General features: G+C 70.7%; 18 protein-coding genes. 7 read left to right on the forward strand and 11 right to left on the reverse strand.

Going from position 1 to position 18,458, the window contains the following annotated elements:
- Positions 1 to 48 precede the first annotated feature (48 nt).
- A complete protein-coding gene (locus ACQPZF_RS09455; RefSeq protein ID WP_433270330.1) occupies positions 49 to 867 on the reverse strand; it encodes an NAD-dependent epimerase/dehydratase family protein in 819 nt (272 codons plus the stop codon).
- 138 nt (positions 868 to 1,005) lie between these two features.
- Positions 1,006 to 1,788 (reverse strand): IclR family transcriptional regulator, encoded by a 783-nt coding sequence (locus ACQPZF_RS09460; protein WP_433270332.1) that lies wholly within the window; start codon positions 1,786 to 1,788, stop codon positions 1,006 to 1,008.
- 180 nt (positions 1,789 to 1,968) lie between these two features.
- Between ACQPZF_RS09460 and ACQPZF_RS09465 the strand changes: the two genes are divergently transcribed.
- Both ACQPZF_RS09465 and ACQPZF_RS09470 read left to right on the forward strand, forming a co-directional pair.
- Positions 1,969 to 2,454 carry a hypothetical protein gene (locus ACQPZF_RS09465; RefSeq protein WP_433270334.1) on the forward strand — a complete coding sequence of 162 codons (486 nt, stop codon included), beginning with the start codon at positions 1,969 to 1,971 and terminating at the stop codon, positions 2,452 to 2,454.
- Between the two features lie 153 nt (positions 2,455 to 2,607).
- Positions 2,608 to 3,132 (forward strand): hypothetical protein, encoded by a 525-nt coding sequence (locus ACQPZF_RS09470; protein ID WP_433270336.1) that lies wholly within the window; start codon positions 2,608 to 2,610, stop codon positions 3,130 to 3,132.
- Between the two features lie 102 nt (positions 3,133 to 3,234).
- Here the strand turns inward: ACQPZF_RS09470 and ACQPZF_RS09475 are convergent, their stop codons facing one another.
- The 6 genes from ACQPZF_RS09475 to ACQPZF_RS09500 form a co-directional block, all read right to left on the reverse strand.
- Positions 3,235 to 4,908 (reverse strand): fumarate hydratase, encoded by a 1,674-nt coding sequence (locus tag ACQPZF_RS09475; protein ID WP_433270338.1) that lies wholly within the window; start codon positions 4,906 to 4,908, stop codon positions 3,235 to 3,237.
- Between the two features lie 398 nt (positions 4,909 to 5,306).
- Positions 5,307 to 6,299, reverse strand: a complete 993-nt coding sequence (locus tag ACQPZF_RS09480; protein ID WP_433270340.1) for a sigma-70 family RNA polymerase sigma factor — start codon at positions 6,297 to 6,299, stop codon at positions 5,307 to 5,309.
- Between the two features lie 195 nt (positions 6,300 to 6,494).
- Complete coding sequence (dtd, locus tag ACQPZF_RS09485; RefSeq protein WP_433270342.1) at positions 6,495 to 6,920, reverse strand: D-aminoacyl-tRNA deacylase; 426 nt, start codon at positions 6,918 to 6,920, stop codon at positions 6,495 to 6,497.
- Entirely contained in the window at positions 6,917 to 8,401 is a 1,485-nt protein-coding gene (locus ACQPZF_RS09490) for a DUF7059 domain-containing protein (RefSeq protein WP_433270344.1), read from the reverse strand. The genes dtd and ACQPZF_RS09490 overlap by 4 nt, the downstream gene beginning before the upstream one ends.
- Before the next feature lie 84 nt (positions 8,402 to 8,485).
- Positions 8,486 to 9,994 carry a PucR family transcriptional regulator gene (locus tag ACQPZF_RS09495; protein ID WP_433270346.1) on the reverse strand — a complete coding sequence of 503 codons (1,509 nt, stop codon included), beginning with the start codon at positions 9,992 to 9,994 and terminating at the stop codon, positions 8,486 to 8,488.
- Between the two features lie 16 nt (positions 9,995 to 10,010).
- A complete protein-coding gene (locus ACQPZF_RS09500) occupies positions 10,011 to 10,565 on the reverse strand; it encodes a TetR family transcriptional regulator (RefSeq protein ID WP_433270348.1) in 555 nt (184 codons plus the stop codon).
- 113 nt (positions 10,566 to 10,678) lie between these two features.
- Here ACQPZF_RS09500 and ACQPZF_RS09505 point away from each other — a divergent pair, with 113 nt between their 5' ends.
- Positions 10,679 to 10,993, forward strand: coding sequence for a DUF3099 domain-containing protein (locus tag ACQPZF_RS09505; protein WP_433274500.1), 315 nt, complete (start codon positions 10,679 to 10,681; stop codon positions 10,991 to 10,993).
- On the opposite strand, the gene ACQPZF_RS09510 is transcribed toward ACQPZF_RS09505, so the two are convergent.
- Together ACQPZF_RS09510 and ACQPZF_RS09515 are read right to left on the reverse strand one after the other, a co-directional pair.
- The gene (locus tag ACQPZF_RS09510) at positions 10,975 to 11,847 is read right to left on the reverse strand and encodes a carbohydrate kinase family protein (protein ID WP_433270350.1); all 873 of its coding nucleotides are present in this window, start codon (positions 11,845 to 11,847) and stop codon (positions 10,975 to 10,977) included. The genes ACQPZF_RS09505 and ACQPZF_RS09510 overlap by 19 nt on opposite strands.
- A complete protein-coding gene (locus tag ACQPZF_RS09515) occupies positions 11,844 to 12,749 on the reverse strand; it encodes a pseudouridine-5'-phosphate glycosidase (RefSeq protein ID WP_433270351.1) in 906 nt (301 codons plus the stop codon). The genes ACQPZF_RS09510 and ACQPZF_RS09515 overlap by 4 nt, the downstream gene beginning before the upstream one ends.
- Before the next feature lie 31 nt (positions 12,750 to 12,780).
- On the opposite strand from ACQPZF_RS09515, the gene ACQPZF_RS09520 reads away from it, so the two are divergent.
- Entirely contained in the window at positions 12,781 to 13,032 is a 252-nt protein-coding gene (locus ACQPZF_RS09520) for a DUF3039 domain-containing protein (RefSeq protein WP_433270353.1), read from the forward strand.
- A gap of 134 nt (positions 13,033 to 13,166) precedes the next feature.
- On the opposite strand, the gene ACQPZF_RS09525 is transcribed toward ACQPZF_RS09520, so the two are convergent.
- Positions 13,167 to 14,276 (reverse strand): YihY/virulence factor BrkB family protein, encoded by a 1,110-nt coding sequence (locus tag ACQPZF_RS09525; RefSeq protein WP_433270355.1) that lies wholly within the window; start codon positions 14,274 to 14,276, stop codon positions 13,167 to 13,169.
- Positions 14,277 to 14,417: 141 nt separating this feature from the next.
- Between ACQPZF_RS09525 and ACQPZF_RS09530 the strand changes: the two genes are divergently transcribed.
- The 3 genes from ACQPZF_RS09530 (at position 14,418) to ACQPZF_RS09540 (ending at position 18,452) form a co-directional block, all read left to right on the forward strand.
- A complete protein-coding gene (locus tag ACQPZF_RS09530) occupies positions 14,418 to 16,130 on the forward strand; it encodes a DEAD/DEAH box helicase (RefSeq protein WP_433270357.1) in 1,713 nt (570 codons plus the stop codon).
- A 187-nt stretch (positions 16,131 to 16,317) separates the two neighbouring features.
- A complete protein-coding gene (locus ACQPZF_RS09535) occupies positions 16,318 to 17,451 on the forward strand; it encodes a sugar ABC transporter substrate-binding protein (RefSeq protein WP_433270358.1) in 1,134 nt (377 codons plus the stop codon).
- A 236-nt stretch (positions 17,452 to 17,687) separates the two neighbouring features.
- On the forward strand, positions 17,688 to 18,452 hold the full coding sequence (locus tag ACQPZF_RS09540) for an ATP-binding cassette domain-containing protein (protein WP_433270360.1): 765 nt from the start codon (positions 17,688 to 17,690) through the stop codon (positions 18,450 to 18,452).
- Positions 18,453 to 18,458: the final 6 nt, after the last annotated feature.

An 18,458-nucleotide genomic window follows, 5' to 3' on the forward strand; every position in this document is an offset into this window, starting at 1 on the left:
CGGGGCCACGATGGCGTGGCGTCGGCGGTCGGCGGCCTCGGTCGGCGGTCACCGGCCCGCTTCGCGCACCGCCGTGTCGAGGTTCGGCCCGCACCAGGCGCCGCCCAGGTACTCCTCCGCCAACGGGTTCGGCTCCCCGGCGGCGGCGATCACCTCCGCCGCGTGCACCTCGGCGTCGTCCTTCGGCTCGTAGCCGAGCGCCCGCGCCTCGTCCAGCGAGAACCAGCGCCGGGTGTTGTCCGAAACGCCCCACACCACCCGGAAACCGGGCGACGGCGCGGACAGGCACACCTCGAACAGCCGGGCCGCGTCGTCGGGGGAGAGCCACGTGGACAGCATCCGGACGTCCTTCGGCTTCTCGAAGCACGACCCGATGCGCACCGTGAGGACGTCCATGCCGTAACGGCTCGCGTAGAGGCTGCCCAACGCCTCCATCGCTGCTTTGCTCACGCCGTAATAGGTGTCGGGCTGAGGGAACAGGTAGTCGCCCGCCTCGCCGGACGACTTCTCGTAGAAGCCGACGGCGTGGTTGGAACCGGCCAGCACGACCCGTCGCACGCCTTGTCGGCGCGCGGCTTCCAGGACGGTGTGCGTGCCGTCGATGTTGACCTCCAGGATCTGCGCCCAGGGCCGCTCCCCGCTGTGGCCGCCCAGGTGGATCACGGCGTCGACGCCCGCGCAGGCCTCCTCCATCGCGGCCGGGTCGGTGACCGAGGCGCGCACGAGTTCGACGCGCTCGCCGTCGGCGGCCGGCGGCTGTTCGGCGATGTCCAGCAGCCGCAGGACGCGGTCGGGGGAGGCGAGGCGGGCACGCAGGAACGTGCCCACCCGGCCGGCGGCTCCGGTGATCAGGATGCGTGCGGTCACGGGTCGGCCTTTCGGTTGGTGTGCGGGGGCCGGCGGTCGGTGTGCGGTGGTGCGGGTTCAGCGGCGGTGCGGGTTCGCGGTGGTGCGGGTTCGCGGTGGTGCGGGTTCGTGGTGGTGCTCGGTTCGCGGTGGTGCGGTTCAGCGGCCGGACTGGCGGAGCAGCTCGGTGATGGTGCGGGCGCCGCGCAGCAGGGCTTCGACGACCTGCCGCTCGTGCTCGGCGTCGAGTCGCCCCAGCGGGACCGAACAGCTCAGCGCGTCCAGCACGGGGTCGCGGTACGGCAGCGCGACCGCGAAGCACGCCAGGCCCGGGGTGTTCTCCTCGCGCTCACGGGCGTACCCGGCGCTGCGGAAGCGCGCCAGTTGGGCGTGCAGCGCGGGCCGCTCGACCACCGTGTGGGCGGTCAGCCGCTCCAGCCGGGCGGGCAGGAGCGCGTCCACCTCCCGCGGGCCGCGCGCGGCGAGCAGCGCCTTGCCCAGGGACGTCGAGTGCGCGGGCAGCCGCCGGCCGACCCGGGAGACCACCCGCAGGTGGTGCTCGGACTCCCGGCTCGCCAGGTAGACCACGTCGGAGCCGTCGAGGCGGGCGAGGTGGACCGTCTCGTCGACCTCCCGGCGGACCTGCTCCATGACCCGGATGGCGACCTTCACCACCGGGTCGTGGTCCAGGTACGACGTGCCGACCAGCAGGGCGCGCACGCCGATGCCGTAGGTCCCGCGCGTGGCGTCGAGTTCGACCCAGCCGCGGGCGACGAGCGTCCGCAACAGCATGTAGAGGCTCGACTTGGGATAGCTCAGCTCGCGGTGCAGCTCGGTCAGCGTCAGCGGGCGGTCCGACGCGGACAGCGCTTCGAGCAGTTCCACGGTCCGGTCGGCCGATTTGACCGCGTTCGGTCGACCGGGTGACGCGGGACCAGTCACCTGTCCTCCCCGGAAACGTCCGGCAACACGCTTGTGACACGTCGCCACGGCAATTCTGGCAGTCTTGGCGTCGGGTTCGCATACACGACCCGGTCTCACATATGTGAACAAGTACGCCTGATCGGGTAACTGTCAAAAGGGCGGCGCAACCCGGGCCGCGGGTGGCTCCGTCCTTGACACATGAGAAGCCTAGGAACCGCGATCGGTGCCGGTGCGCTGCTGTTCGTCGTGCTGACCGGCTGCGCGTCGCCCCAGCCCTCGCTCGACGCGGGCAGCAGCGGCGGTCCGACGCTGACCACCGCGCCTTCGTCACCGTCATCCTCGGAGGACCCGGAGTTCGAGAGCCCGGTGCCCCCGAACGGCAAGGAAGTGCCCAAGGACAAGCTCGACGTCTCCACCCTGCCCGAAGGGACACCGCGCACGGTGTGGACCGAGGGCGACGGCAGCACGTTGGGCCTGATCGGCCAGGAAGGCGGCTGCGGCAAGGCGAGCGTCGAGATCGCCGAACAGAGCCCGCAGACCGTGAAGGTCGTCCTGGTCGAGACCACGCCGAAGGACGCGCAGGTCTGCACCATGGACATCCGCTACCCGCCGCTGACGGCCAAGCTCGACGCGCCGCTGGGCGAGCGGACCGTGGAACTCTCCATGCGGCAGGACCAGAAGTAGACGTTCCTCCCTCCCCTCAGGTGCCCGGCCGACCTGCCCCGTCGGCCGGGCACCGCCCTATGCGTTCGGCGCTGCGCTATGCGTTCGGCCCAATGCGTTCGGCGGGGCACTGCCCTATGCAACCCGTCGGCGCGGAAGTACCGTCCTACCGCTATGAGGAACGTCAAGGTCGCTGTGGTCCTCGCGGCGTTCGCCCTGGCCGGGTGCAGCGGCGACGGACCGTCCACGTCCCCGCCCTTCTCGTCGACGCCGACCACGCCTTCGCCCAGCACGTCCGCCACGGCCCCGACATCGCCGACGACAACGTTGTCACCCACCGGACGCCCCACCGAACCCCCACCGCAGTCGAGCGCGCCGCCGCTGCCCGGCCCGACGGCGGTCCCGTCGGCGCAGATCGACGGCAGCACGCTGTCGGACATCTACAAGCGCGAGGCGTGGCTGGCGTCCGACGGCCGCACGGTGCAGGTATTCAGCCTCGCCGGCGGGTGCAAGCGGGCGTCCGCCGAGATCACGGCACAGTCCGCCGACCAGGTGCAGATCGCACTGGTGACCACGTACTACCCGCCCACCGGCGGGGCGTGCACGGAGGAGCTGTACCTGGTGCCGGTCAACGTGGTGCTGGACGCGCCCCTGGGCCAACGCCGGATCGTCCTGGAAGCCCGCGAGCAGACCGCCTGACCGCACCGGCTGAACGCCCTGACCTGCGACGCAGCCGAAATCGTCGGTGCCGCGTGGGACAATCGATACCGGGGCCGGCGGCCGGCCCCCGAACCGCACTGCCTACTTGCGGAACGTGATCTGCAAGGTCGGCGCGGAGGTCTCGGCGAAGAAGTCGTTGCCCTTGTCGTCCACCACGACGAACGCCGGGAAGTCCTCCACCTCGATCTTCCAGACCGCTTCCATCCCCAGCTCCGGGTACTCCAGCACCTCGACCTTCCGGATGCAGTCCTGCGCCAGCCGCGCCGCCGGCCCGCCGATCGAGCCGAGGTAGAACCCGCCGTGCGCCCGGCACGCGTCGGTCACCTGCTGCGACCGGTTGCCCTTGGCCAGCATCACCATCGAGCCGCCGGCCGCCTGGAACTGCTCTACGTACGAGTCCATCCGCCCGGCCGTCGTCGGTCCGAACGAGCCCGACGCATAACCCTCCGGGGTCTTCGCCGGACCTGCGTAGTACACCGGGTGGTCCTTCAGGTACTGCGGCATCGGCTCGCCGGCGTCCAGCCGTTCCTTGATCTTCGCGTGGGCGATGTCGCGGGCCACCACCAGCGGGCCGGTGAGCGACACGCGGGTCTTCACCGGCAGCTTCGACAGCGTCTCGCGGATCTCGGACATCGGCCTGGTCAGGTCGATCCGGACGACCTCGTCGGACAGGTCCTCGCCGTGCACGTCGGGCAGGAAGTGCGCCGGGTCGCGTTCCAGTTGCTCCAGGAACACGCCGTCGGGCGTGATCTTCGCCTTGGCCTGGCGGTCGGCCGAGCACGAGACCGCGATGCCCACCGGGCAGGACGCGCCGTGCCGGGGCAGCCGGATCACCCGCACGTCGTGGCAGAAGTACTTGCCGCCGAACTGCGCGCCGATGCCGAAGTTCCGGGTCAGCTCCAGGACCTGCTGCTCCAGGTCGACGTCGCGGAACGCGTGGCCCAGCGCCGAGCCCTCGGTCGGCAGGCCGTCCAGGTACCGGGCGGACGCCAGCTTCGCGACCTTCAGGTTCTGCTCGGCCGACAGCCCGCCCACCACGACCGCCAGGTGGTACGGCGGGCAGGCGGCGGTGCCGAGCGAGCGGAGCTTCTCGTCCAGGAACTTCGCCAGCCGCGACGGGTTCAGCACCGCCTTGGTCTCCTGGTACAGGAACGTCTTGTTGGCCGAGCCGCCGCCCTTGGCCATGAACAGGAACTCGTACTTCGGCTCGGTGCCGGGCGCGGTGAACAGGTCGATCTGCGCGGGCAGGTTGGTGCCGGTGTTCTTCTCGTCCCAGAACGTGACCGGTGCCATCTGCGAGTAGCGCAGGTTCAGCTCCTGGTAGGCCTCGAAGATGCCGCGGGACAGGGCTTCCTCGTCGGTGCCGCCGGTCAGCACGGACTCGGTGCGCTTGCCCATCACGATCGCCGTGCCGGTGTCCTGGCACATCGGCAGCACGCCGCCGGCCGAGATGCACGCGTTGCGCAGCAGGTCCATGGCGACGAACCGGTCGTTGCCGCTGGCCTCGGGGTCGTCGACGATCGCGCGAAGCTGCGCCAGGTGCGAGGGTCGCAGCAGGTGCTGGATGTCCCTGATCGCCTCCTTGGCCAGCAGGGTCAGCGTGGCCGGCTCGACCTGGAGGAACGTCCGGCCGGCGGCCTCGACCACCGTCACGCCGTCCGGCGTCACCAGCCGGTACTCGGTGTGGTTGTCCTTGGCCAGGGGCAGGACGTCGGTGTGCTGGAAAGCGGTGGCCGAAGAAACAGACGCAGGCACGTCGCGGGCTCCCTTGCGCGCGTTCGGATTCCGAAGAACCTATACCGCGCGTTGCGCCGCGGTGTGCCCGCTGCGGTGTGATTCACGTCGTGCTCGGTCGAACGGCCCGGAGAACGCGGCCGGAAAACGCGGAAGGCCGGGCCGGCCCCCGACCGCCCCGACCTTCCTCGGCGTGCGACATCTCCACGAAATGGGGTGGGGGGTGCCGCAAAGCGCGTGTCTCACGCGACCGTGCCGTGACCACGTTCACAAGTCAACCCGGCCGAACGGGTGATGCGCGCCCGGCCGTGCCCCAGAGGCGTGCCGGCCGCGCCTCTGCCCGCAAGAACCTCCAGAGCGCTGGACGCCACCATGACGCCGCGGCCCGGGCCGGCCGCCCCCGTGCCGGCCGCGGTCGATCAGCTCGCGTAAGCCCGCAGCTTGGCGGCCCGCTCACCCTGCCGCAGCTTGGACATCACCTCGCGCTCGATCTGCCGGACCCGCTCGCGGGACAGGCCGAACTGCTTGCCGATCTGGTCCAGCGTGCGCGGCTGGCCGTCCTCCAGGCCGTACCGCAGCCTGATCACGGCCTGCTCGCGGGCCTCCAGCGTCGCCAGCACCCGGCGCAGGTCGTCCTGCAGCAGACCGGAGATGACGGCGCTCTCGGCGTCGGTGGCGTCCGAGTCCTCGATGAAGTCGCCCAGCGGGGCGTCCTCCTCGGTGCCGACCGGCATGTCCAGGCTCACCGGGTCACGCGCGTGGTCGAGCAGGTCGCCCACCTTGTCCGGCGACAGGCCGGCCTCGCGGGCCAGCTCCTCGTGCGTCGCCTCGCGGCCGAGCTGCTGGTGCAGGTCGCGCTTGATCCGCGCCAGCTTGTTCACCTGCTCCACCAGGTGGACGGGCAGTCGGATGGTGCGACCTTGATCCGCCATTCCGCGGGTGATCGCCTGCCGGATCCACCACGTCGCGTAGGTGGAGAACTTGAAGCCCTTGGTGTAGTCGAACTTCTCGACCGCGCGGATCAAGCCCAGGTTGCCTTCCTGGATGAGATCCAACAGCGGCATTCCACGGCCGGTGTATCGCTTCGCCAGGGAAACGACCAACCGCAGATTCGCTTCGAGAAGGTGGTTCTTTGCCACGTGGCCGTCGCGCACCAGCGCGCGCAGTTCCTCACGGCGCGTCGGGGACAGTCCGGAACCCGTCTCCAGCATGTGCTGAGCGAAGACCCCCGCCTCGATCCGCTTCGCGAGTTCCACCTCCTCGGCCGCGGTGAGCAGCGCTGTCTTGCCGATGCCGTTCAGGTAGACCCGAACCAGGTCGGCGGCCGGTCCCTGGGCGTCGAGGTCCAACTCGGCGCTCGTGGTGGTCGTCTCGTTCCCGACCTCGCGGTCGAGGACCTTCGGGACGGTCATGGAGCTCCCTCCCCCTTGTCGCGGGCTGGCAGTGCGGTCACGCATCCCGCGCTGCGCTGCGCGGCGTCGCCTTTCGGCTTCCGTCACTGGGGGAAACGTCGACCGGAGCGAAATGGTTCCCGTCTCCCCGATCTGGAGACGTCACTGCCGTCACAGCGGTTGCGCCGCGAATCCTGAGGATTGCCTGAGAAGGATCTAGAGTTCCACCAACACGGTGAACGGACCGTCGTTCGCACTGCGTACCGACATCATCGCGCCGAACCGCCCGGTTTCCACTCGCGCGCCCTTCTGGCGCAGTTCCCGCACCACCGCGTCGACCAACGGCTCGGCCACCTCCGGCCGGGCGGCGGCCGTCCACGACGGCCGCCTGCCCTTCCGCGTCTCCCCGTAAAGCGTGAACTGGCTCACCACCAGGAGCGGCGCGCCGGTCGTGGCGCACGACTCCTCGTCCCGCAGGATGCGCAGCTCATGCAGCTTGCGGGCCATCAGCGGGGCCTTCGTCGCCGTGTCGTCGACGTGGATGCCAAGCAGCACAAGGAGTCCCGGCTCCCCGATGGCCCCGACCCGCGCGCCGTCCACAGTCACCTCGGCCTCGGTGACGCGCGTCACGACCGCCCTCACGCCGGCGTCACCATGCCGTGCCTCACCAGTTCCCGCACCACCGGCAGCGCCGCGTCGGCGAGGTCGTCGGCGTCCAGGTCCTGGGCGTACGCCAGCAGCGTGACCAGGTCCTCCAGCGGCAACGCGCCCCGGAAGCCCGCGAGCAGCCGCGCGGCGGTCTCGTCCAGCTCGTGCTGCCAGCCGGGGCCGTCGGTGCGGTGCAGGCGGCGCACGACCGATTCCCAGCCCTCCTCCGTCGGCGCGGAGACCTCTTCCAGCACAACGGTCTCCGGCACGGTGAAACGGGTCCGCAGGAGCTGGTCGTCGTCGTGCTCGCGCAGCCACGTCACGCGGTCCAGCCACGCCGCCGACTCCGGGCCCAGCGGGTCGTCGTAGGCGTGGCGCAGGTCTTCGCACACCACCTCCGGGTGCGCGACGTCGGTGCGGCGCAGGGTGACGAACCCGAAGCCGATGCCCTCGACGTCGTTCTCGGCGAACCAGTCCAGCCACGCGTCGGCCTTCGCCCGACCCTCGTCCGACCGGGGGTCCACGCCCGCGTCCCGCAGCCACGTGCCGACGTACAGGGTCGGATCGGCCACGTCCCGCTGCACGAACCAGGCGTCCACGTGCTTCGGCAGCCAGCCCGAGACCCGGTCCGCCCAGTCCTCGCCCTTGCGGTGCAGCCAGGACGCCAGTAGCTGGCCGACCCCGCCCTCGTTCAGGAACGCGGGCAACTGCCGCACGACCAGGGCGCTGGCGTCGTCACCGCCCAGACCGGAGTCGCGGTAGACGTAGTCGACGCGCGGCGGCCCCACCACGAACGGGGGATTGCACACCACCTGGTCGAACTTCCGGTTGCGCAGCGGCGCGAACCACTCGCCCTGCCGCAGCTCGACGTCGATCTCGTTGAGCCGGAACGTCCCCTGGGCCAGCCGCAGCGCCCGCTCGGACAGGTCGGTGGCGGTGATCCGCCGGGCGTGCCGACTGGCGTGCAGGGCCTGCACGCCGCACCCGGTGCCCAGGTCCAGCAGCGTGTCCACCGGACGGCGGGAGGTGGCCCTGGCCAGGCTGATCGACGCGTGGCCGACCCCCAGCACGTGGTCGGCGGGCACCGGCCCGCCCCGCTGGTCGGAGTCCAGGTCCGCGATCACCCACCACGAGCCGTCGTCGTCGCCGTACGGACGGATGTCCAGACCGGCCCGGAGCCGGTCCCCGGACCGCACCAGCACCTGCGCCCCGAGCGCCTGCTCGACGTCCAGGCCGGCCAGCGCCTTGGTCACGTCAGCGGGGTCCTCGGCGTCACCGAGCAGGAACAGCCGGATCAGCGTGCCCAGCTCACCCGCGTCCCTCGTGACCCGCCGGGCGGCCTGCGGTTCACCCCGCCCCAGCGCCGCGTGCGCCTGCGGGCCCAGCAGGTCCACCACCCCGTCGGCGTCGTACCCGGCGTTCAGAAATGCCCCGCGCAGCCGCGCGGTCAGCTCAGTGGAGAGATCAGGAAGCACAGCCAATCCTTGCGCGTCGACCCGACCGCCGCCGGCGCGGGTGTCGGTCGTGGGGCGAAGCCGGTCGCCTGTCAGCGCGGGTGGTCAGTCGTGGCGCACGCCGACGGCCAGCGCGATCGCCATCGCCAGCCGCTGGTCCGGGTCGTCCAACGGAAGCGTGGTGACCTCGGCCATCTTCTGCATCCGGTACCGGAGCGTGTTGGGGTGCACGGACAGCGCCTTGGCGGCCTCCCGCGCGTCGCCCTGCGCCGCGAGCCACGCCTGGAGCGTCAACGCGTACTGGGTGCCGTAGTCCTGGTCGTGCCGCACCAGGTCGGCCACCGGCCCCCGCGCCGGCAGCCGCCCCGTCTCGGCCACCGTCGCCAGCCGGCGCAGCAGCACCTTCGCCCACGCCTGGTCGTAGACGACGGGCTCGCCGATCGACAGGGCCAGGCACTCGTCGGCCTCGTTCCGGGACGCGGGAAGCTGCGCCGCGTCCGCCCGCCCGCCGATGCCCGCGTCCACCACGGCCTCCGCGGGCAGTTCGCGGACCAGCGCCCTCACCCAGTCGCAAGCGATCGAGGGGTCCTCGCCGCACGGCAGCACGGTGTACAGCACATTGCCGAACAACGCGCTGCGCCCCGGCCGTGACCAGCCGAAACCCGCCGTGGCCCGTTCGAACGCCAGCAGCGCGGCCCCGTGCTCGCCCTCGCCCGCGTGCGCCCGCACGGCGATCACCCGCAGATTCGTCAGGGGCAGCCCCAGCCGGGTGAGGTTCGCCGGCACGCCCTCGTCCAGCAGGCTGATCACCAGGTCCGCCTCGGCCTGCCGCTCCAGGTCCGCGCTGGCCCGTGCGCGCAGCAGGTGCAGGGCGGCGGTGCGCGCGCCGTCCTGGAGCGCCGCGTGGAGCTGGGCGCCGACATCGGCCTCGACCTCGACCCACACCGAGCCGAGCAGCTCGCGCCCCGCCCGGACCGGCGCGACCAGCCGCCCGCCGAGCTGTTCGGTGAGCTTCGGCACGAACATCGGCTCGTCGGACCGCGCGAGGTGGGTGAACACGCCGTACTCGTCCAACGCCTGCCGTGCGCCCTCGGGCACCCGACGCCCGAGGATGGTCTGCACCCGCACCGGGTCGACGCCCTGCTGCCGGTAGGAGTAGGCCAACACCCGCGACTGCTGGTCCTCGATGGTCACCGGCCCGCCGACCACCGCCGCGATGGCGTCGGCCACGGCGAACAGGTCGCCCGACCCCTCCCGCTGCCCGCTCAGCACCAACGTCTGGGCGACGTTCGCGAGCTGTCCCCACGGCACCGACGGGTCGACCAGGAGCACTGCCGCGCCCGACCGCTTCGCCGCCGCGACCACCCGTTCGTCCAACGGCGGCGTCCCGTGCAGCACCACCGCCGCCGCACTCGTCGACCCGACCAGTCGGGCCGCCGCGGCGGGGGAGGGGACACCGAGCGCGAGCAGCACGTCGTCCGGCGCGACGGTGGTGTGCTCGGTCGGGTCGTGCAGGGCGACGCCGCGCAGCTCGACGTCCCGGCCCCGTGGGGCGCAGCTCAGGTGGGTGCCCAGACTGCCGAGCACGTCCACGAGGCGATCAAGGGCCACCACGGTCGGGATCGTACGGTCAGTTCGGGTCCGACGCGGTCAGGTAGCGGCTGATCGTGGGCCCGAGCCAGGCCGCCAGCTCGTCGCGCGACATGGCCACGACCGGCGGCAGGGCCAACACGTACCGGCACATGGCCACCCCCATCAACTGCGTGGCGACCAGCCCCGCCCTGGTCGCGGCGGTCGCGCCGGCCGGCGCGAGTTCGGCCGCCACCGGCCCGAGCTGCTCGGCGAACAGCGCCCGCATCCGCTCGGCCGCGGCCTCGTGGCTGACGGCGGCGCGGAGGAGTGCCCTCAGCGTGTCGTCCTCCTCCCACCGTTCGACGAAATGCCGCGCCAACGTCGGGCCGGGATCGGATTTATCCGGGATTTCCGGTATGCGGAGATCGAATGCCGCGGCGGCGGCGAACAGCTTCTCCTTGCTCCCGAAGTACCGCATCACCATGGCCGGGTCGATGGCCGCCTCGGTGGCGACCGCCCGGATGGTGGCGCGCTCGTACCCGTCCGCCGCGAACCGCTCCCGAGCGGCGAGCAGGATCGCGGCCTTCGTCTCCTCGGCAGAACGTCTGACCATGCCGGCGACTGTAGGCCAACAGCCGTTGACCACCGGTGTCGGCGGTCACTTTCACCGCAAATAGGTCGCCCGGCAGGTGTCGCCGGATACCGGGGAGTGGGACGATGGAACACATGGTCGACCACGAGCGCGACGGCACACCGGTGCTCATCACCGAAGCGGCACCTTCCTACGAGGAGCAGCACGCCGCGCGCAAGCGCAAGTACGCGATCATGATGGGCGCCCGCATCCCGTGCCTGGCCCTGGCGATGGTCTTCTACCAGACCTGGTGGCTGGCCCTGGCGTTCCTGGTGCTGTCGGTGCCCTTGCCGTGGATGGCGGTGCTCATCGCGAACGACCGCCCACCCCGCAAGGTGGAGAAGGCGAACCGCTTCGCCAAGGAGCACCGCGCCCTCGAAGCCCGCGACCATCAGGTCATCGAAGGCTGAGCCCCCACACCCGACACGGCCCGAGCCGCCGCCGCCACACCGGCCGACAGGGCGTCTTCACGTGACGCCCCGTCGAGCCACGCGGCCAACAGCCCGGCGTCGAACGCGTCCCCCGCACCCGTCGAGTCGACGCAGTCGACCGGCACCGCCGGGACCGAGACGACACCGTCGGCGTCCACCCAACCGGCCCCGTCCGCACCGGACGTCAACGCCACCGCGCCGACGACGTCCAGCAACGCGGACGCCGACGCCGGCGCGGCCGACCCGGTGAGCGCGACCAGCTCCTCGGTGTTCGGCAGCAACAGGTCGACACCACGGACGTCGTCCAGGAACCCGTCGTAGATCAACGCCGCCGACTGCGGGTCGACCGAGGTGGTCAACCCGGCCGCACGCGCCGCCGCCAACACCGCCAACCCGGCCGGCCGGGATGTGGCGTCCAACAACACGTACCCCGACAGGTGAAGATGCCCGGCTCCGTCGAGGAGCAGGGGATCGAGATCCTCGGGCGAGAACCGGGCGTTGGCCCCGCGGTCCGGCAACATGCTCCGCTGCCCGGTCTCGTCGACCAACACCACGACACAACAGGTGGATCTCTCCGGATCCACCGCGAACGCACACCGCACACCCACCGAACTCAGCTCGGCGTGCACCTGCCGCCCGGCCGAATCCGCCCCGACCCGTGCGACCAGCGTGGGCGACGCACCGCACGCGGCCAGCCACACAGCGGTGTTGGCCCCGGCCCCACCAGGCGCGATGGTCACCGACGCCCGGGAGTCCCCACCATGGACGATCGGCCCGGAATGCCGTGCGACGACGTCAAGCCCGGCATCCCCGACCACGATGATCCCGGTCATCCCGCCAGCTCCACGGCCACCTGCGAGGCGAGCGCGGCGTTGGACACCACCAGAGCCTCGTTGGCATCCAGGCTGACCCCGCCGCTGGCGCTGTGGAAGTGCTCCAACAACGCGGGCGTGACGTCCTTGCCGTGCACGTCCCGAGTCAGTTCGAGCCCTTCGGCCAGCAGCCGGTCGTGCAACTCGACGTCCATCTCGAACTCAGGCGGAATCGGATTCGCCAACAGCACGCCGGCCGTGCCGGGCACCGACCCCCGATGCGCGGCCACGACCGCCGCCGCCTGCGCGGGCCCGTCCACCCGCCACGGCACGCCGAACGCCGACTCGCGCCGGTAGAACGCCGGGAACACGTCGGTCCGATACCCCAGGACGGGGACGGAGCGGGTCTCCAGCAACTCCAACGTGGCCCCGATGTCGAGAATCGACTTCACCCCGGAACACACGACGAGGACGGGCGTGGTGGCCAGCACGTCGAGGTCGGCGGACACGTCCCACGTCTCCCGAGCCCCCCGGTGCACCCCACCCAACCCGCCGGTGGCGAACACCCCGATCCCGGCGGCATGGGCCAGCGCGGCAGTGGAGGCGACCGTCGTGGCACCGTCCCGCCCGAGCGCGAACGCCGCCCCGAGATCCCGCCGCGACAGCTTCACCAGGTCATTCGCCGGGTCGCACACGAAGTCCAGTTCGGCGGCGGACAACCCGACCTTGGCCACTCCACCGAGCACGGCAACGGTAGCCGGCACCGCCCCCGCTGCACGGACGACGTCCTCCAGTTTCGCGGCGACCTCGCGGTTCCGCCCGGGCGGCAGCCCGTGGGACAGGATGGTGGACTCCAGCGCGACGACAGGCCGGTCCTCGGCCAGGGCGGTGCGGACCTCTTCGGTGATGCTCGGCGTACTCACGAGGGGCCATCATCCCAGGTAAGCTGAGGCCGTGAGCACGCAGACTCTCCCCGACGTCGAGACCCGGCCGGAAGGCACGGACCACACCGGGGACGACACCCCGAAGATGTTCCACTACGTGCGCAAGGCCAAGATCGCGGAAAGCGCGGTCATGGGCACGCATGTGGTGGCACTCTGCGGCGAGGTCTTCCCGGTGACCAAGTCGCCGAAGCCCGGTTCCCCCGTCTGCCCGGAATGCAAGAACATCTACGACGGCCTGCCCAAGGGCGGCGGCGGCGAGTGACCTGACCCCACCGCCACACCCGTGCCCCGGCCCCACCACCAGGTGCCGGGGCACAGCGCTGTCCAGCCACCGCCCGCGCCGCGTGCCGGCCGAGACTTCAAGCCGACCGATCCAGCCGTGCGCCGGCCGAGGCCTCAAGACGGCCGATCAACCCGGAACGGCGTGGTAGGCGAGGTGTCAGCCGGGGACGGGGCGGTGCCCACGTCGCCGTCGGGACGCGCAGCACCAGCGCCGCCGGCGTTCCCGCCCACCTCCCAGACCTCCCGCCCTTCATCGGACCGGATCCGCTCAGCCGCCCGCTCCATCTCCAACCGCCGCCACCGCCGCCGCTGCCGCCGGGTCATCTTGGCCGGCCACATGTCCTGCACAGCGCTGTTGAAGTAGGCCCCGATAATGATGGCCAACCCAATGAAAAACGCGAACAACAAGAACGCGATAGGCGTGGCCAACGCCCCATAGGTATACCCGGTGGTGGTGATCCACTGGATGTACAGCCGCAACCCGATGGAAGACAACACGAACACGGCCATGGCCAGCACGGCACCGGGCACCACCCGATGCCAAGGCAACTTGTTGGGCAAAGACACCTTGTACAGCGTGGCCAACGCCAGCACCAGCAAAACCGCGATCCCCGGGTAGTAGAACGCGTTCAACCAGAACTCGATCGTAGGCCGCCACCCGGAAGGAAAGAGCAGCAACAACAAATCGGGCCCCAACGCCAGCACCGGCAACCCGACGATCAGCAACACCAGGCTGGCCATGTACAGCAGCAGGGAGAAGATCCGCTGCCACACCTCGTTGCGCACCCCGTACTGGTCATGCGCGGCAGTGATGGCGTCCACGAAGGACGACATAGCGGAAGACCCGGCCCACAAAGAGATCAAAAAGCCGACGGAAACGATCTCACCCTTCCCCGTGGTGAGAATCTGGTCGACGGTGGGCGCAATCACGCCACCGACCACGTCCCCGCTGAAGATGGTGCGGCAGAACGAGATGATCCGGTCCTTGACCGCGCTCACGACCTCCGGCCCCAGCCAGTCCCCGAGGTACCCCATCGAGCCGAGCAGCCCCAGCAGCAGGGGCGGGAACGACAGGGTCTGCCAGAACGCCGCCTCCGCCGCCTCGGAGAAGATGCTGCCGTGCCATGCTTTGGACAGCGTGCGCGCCAACAGGCGCAGGGGCCCCGGGGTGGGCGTGCTGCGCGCTGTCTCGTCGGTCGGCGAAGCCATCGCAGCGTCAAGCATGGTGCATCGAGGTGGATTTCGCGGCATCGCCACCCGGGCGGCGCGGCGGCAGCGGGTAGGCTGTCGGTGCCCTCGACGGTCACCACCACGAGGGCATTCGCATGTCCTAACGCCGCTGAGCTGGAGAGAAGGGGTTCGAGGTTGTCGCAACCGCAAGGCGCCACGACCCGCCCCCTGCGCGCCTGGCAGCGCCGCGCGCTCACCAAGTACCTGGCGGCGAAGCCCAAGGACTTCCTGGCGGTCGCCACGCCGGGCGCGGGCAAGACCACGTTCGGCCTCCGCGTCGCCGCCGAGCTGCTCGCCGACCGCACCGTCGAAGCCGTCACGGTCGTCACGCCGACCGAGCACCTCAAGCACCAGTGGGCGGAAGCGGCTGCCCAGGTCGGCATCGCGATCGACTCGAACTTCCGCAACACCAACGCGGTCACGTCCCGCGACTACCACGGCGTCGCGCTGACCTACGCCCAGGTGGCGGCCCACCCGACGCTGCACCGGGTGCGCACCGAGCAGCGCAAGACCCTCGTGCTGCTCGACGAGATCCACCACGGCGGCGACGCGAAGTCGTGGGGCGACGCGATCCGCGAGGCCTTCACGCCCGCCGTGCGGCGGCTGAGCCTCACCGGCACGCCGTTCCGCAGCGACGACTCGCCGATCCCGTTCATCAGCTACGAGCCCGGCCCGGACGGCACCCAGCGCAGCAAGGCCGACCACGCCTACGGCTACTCCGACGCGCTCAAGGACGGCGTCGTCCGCCCGGTGATCTTCCTCGCCTACTCCGGCGAGGCGAGCTGGCGGACCAGCGCGGGCGAGGAGTTCTCCGCCCGGCTCGGCGAGCCGCTGACCCAGGAGCAGACGGCCCGCGCGTGGCGGGTGGCGCTGGACCCGACCGGCGAGTGGATGCCGTCGGTCCTCAAAGCGGCCGACCTCCGGCTGACCCAGTTGCGCAACGGCGGCATGCCGGACGCCGGCGGCCTGGTGATCGCGACCGACCAGACCGTCGCCAAGGCCTACGCCGAGATCCTGCACCGGGTCACCGGCCACACGGCCACGCTCGTGCTGTCCGACGACCCGAAGGCGTCGGGCCGCATCGCGGAGTTCTCCCGGGGCTCGGACCGCTGGATGATCGCGGTCCGCATGGTGTCCGAGGGCGTGGACGTCCCGAGGCTCGCGGTCGGCGTCTACGCGACCAGTTCGTCCACCCCGCTGTTCTTCGCGCAGGCCATCGGCCGGTTCGTGCGCCAGCGCGCCAAGGGCGAGACGGCGAGCGTGTTCGTGCCCAGCGTGCCCGTGCTGCTCGGGCTGGCCAGCGAGCTGGAGCAGCAGCGCGACCACGTGCTCGGCAAGCCGCACCGGGAGAAGGACGGCTGGGACGACGAGCTGCTGGCCCAGGCGAACCAGGTCCAGGACGAGCCGGGCGAGGAGGAGCGGGCGTTCACCGCGCTGGGCGCGTCCGCCGAGCTGGACCAGGTGATCTACGACGGCTCCTCGTTCGGCACGGCCGCGTTCGCGGGCAGCGAGGAGGAGCAGGAGTACCTCGGCCTGCCCGGTCTGCTGGAGCCCGACCAGGTGCGCGCCCTGCTGCGGCAGCGCCAGGAGAAGCAGCTAGTCGAAGCGGGCAAGAAGACGCCGCCGATTACGCCCGCGCCGCAACAAACCCGGCCCGCGAGCGTGCAGGAGCGCCTGGGACAGCTCCGCAAGGAGCTGAACACGCTGGTCGCGATGCACCACCACCGCACGAAGAAGCCGCACGGCAAGATCCACAACCAGCTACGCGAGTACTGCGGCGGCCCGCCCACGGCGATGGCCAGCATCGAACAGCTCGAAGAACGCATCGCCACCCTGCGCTCTTGGTGATGGCGTGTCTGCGTGACCGCCAGGAGTGACCGGTTGCTGCGTTCGGCGTAACCAAGCATCGTCCCGGTTACCTGCTCGTTAGCTCATCGTGGCTACTTAATCGGTCAAGTGTGCTTCCGGTCACCGCATCCCGCGACATACGTTGTGCGCCACAACATTTCCCGCGTAGCTCGGAAAGGGATGGCGGATGCGCAGCAAGAGCCTCGCCCTCATCGCTGTCGGCACCGGCCTCGCCGTGGCCGTGACGGCGTGCGGCGCCAACACGTCCGGTGGTGGCGGAACCTCGGACACCAACACGAACAGCGGCTCGGGCGGCGCGAAGGTCGGCGTCATCCTCCCCGAGACCGCCACCTCCGCCCGCTGGGAGGGCTTCGACAAGCCGCTCCTGGACAAGGCGCTCCGGGCCGAGGGCCTGGACCCCACCATCCAGAACGCCCAGGGCGACGTCCAGAAGTTCTCCACCCTCGCCGACGGCATGATCAACGCCGGCGTCAAGGTCCTGATCATCGCGACCCCGAACAGCGAGATCGGCGCGTCGGTCGCGAAGAGGGCCGAGGCGCAGGGCATCCACGTCATCGACTACGACCGCCTCAACCTCGGCGGCAGCTCCAAGTACTACGTCTCGTTCGACAACGTGAAGGTCGGCGAACTCCAGGGCCAGGGCCTGGTCGAGGGCCTGGGCAAGCTGGCTCCCGGCAAGAAGCCCGCCGAGGTCATCGAGATCGAGGGCGCCCCGACCGACAACAACGCCACCCTGTTCACCGAGGGCCAGCGGAAGGTGTTGCAGCCCAAGTACGACGCGGGCGACTACACGCTGGTCCAGTCGCAGCCGATCGAGGGCTGGGACAACCAGAAGGGCGGCACCACCTTCGAGCAGATCCTCACCGGCAACGGGCAGAAGGTGGACGGCGTCGTCGCCGCCAACGACGGCCTCGCCGGCGCGGTGATCACCGTGCTGAAGAAGTTCGGCCTGAACGGCAAGGTCCCGGTCACCGGCCAGGACGCCACCCCGGAGGGCCTCCAGGCCGTCCTGCGCGGCGACCAGTACATGACCGTCTTCAAGCCGATCGACGCCGAAGCCGAGGCCGCCGCCAAGCTGGCGGGCGCGCTGGCCAAGAACGACATCGCCGCCGCCGACGCCCTGGCGACCGGCGTCAGCACCGACACCAAGAACAACCGCCAGGTCAAGTCCGTCCTGCTGACCGCCCAACTGATCACCAAGGACAAGGTCAAGCTCGTAGTGGACGAAGGCTTCGTCAAAGCCTCAGAAATCTGCGTACCCGACACCCAAGCCGCCTGCACCGAACTAGGCATCAAGTAACCCCCCAACTCCACTCTCACCCCTCCGCCTTGCACTCCTCCGCCCCTAACCCCTCCGCCCCTCACCCCTTTTCCCCTCTCCCTCTCACCCAGACCCGCGAGGCCGCGTCGGCTTGTCGCGGCGCCTTTCCCTCCGATCACGCTTTTAGATCGGAGGGAAACGCGCCGTGACGAGCCGACTCCCCGGCGGCCGAGCCGCCGCGACGAAGTCGCGGCAAATTCAACACAGGAGACAACGTGCTTCTCGAACTGCGCGGCGTCAACAAAAGCTTCGGCCCAGTGCACGTCCTGCACGACATCGACTTCAGCGTCCAGGCGGGCGAGGTCACCGCGCTGGTAGGCGACAACGGCGCGGGCAAGTCGACGTTGGTCAAGTGCATCGCGGGCATCCACCCGACCGACTCCGGCGAGATCCGGTTCGACGGCGCGCCGGTGCACATCAACGGGCCGCGGGACGCCGCCGACCTCGGCATCGAGGTCGTGTACCAGGACCTGGCGCTGGCCGACAACCTCGACATCGTCCAGAACATGTTCCTGGGCCGGGAACGCGGCCGGTACGGCCTGCTGGACGAGGCGGACATGGAGCAGGCCGCCCGCAGGACGCTGACCTCGCTGTCGGTCCGCACGGTCAAGTCGGTGCGCACGCAGGTCGCGTCGCTGTCCGGCGGCCAGCGGCAGACCGTGGCCATCGCCAAGGCCGTGCTGTGGAACAGCAAGGTCGTGCTGCTGGACGAGCCGACCGCGGCGCTCGGCGTCGCGCAGACCCGCCAGGTGCTCGACCTGGTGCGCAGGCTCGCCGAGCAGGGCCTCGGCGTGGTCCTGATCAGCCACAACATGAACGACGTCTTCGAGGTCGCGGACCGCATCGCGTGCCTCTACCTCGGCCGGATGGCGGCCGAGGTGCAGACCAAGGACGTCACCCACGGCCAGGTGGTCGAGCTGATCACCGCGGGCCGTTCCGGCGAGCTCGGCATCGCCCGCCCCGAATCCGCCACCATTTGAGGAACC

This window comes from Actinosynnema sp. CS-041913 (assembly GCF_050942485.1).
GTDB lineage: Bacteria > Actinomycetota > Actinomycetes > Mycobacteriales > Pseudonocardiaceae > Actinosynnema.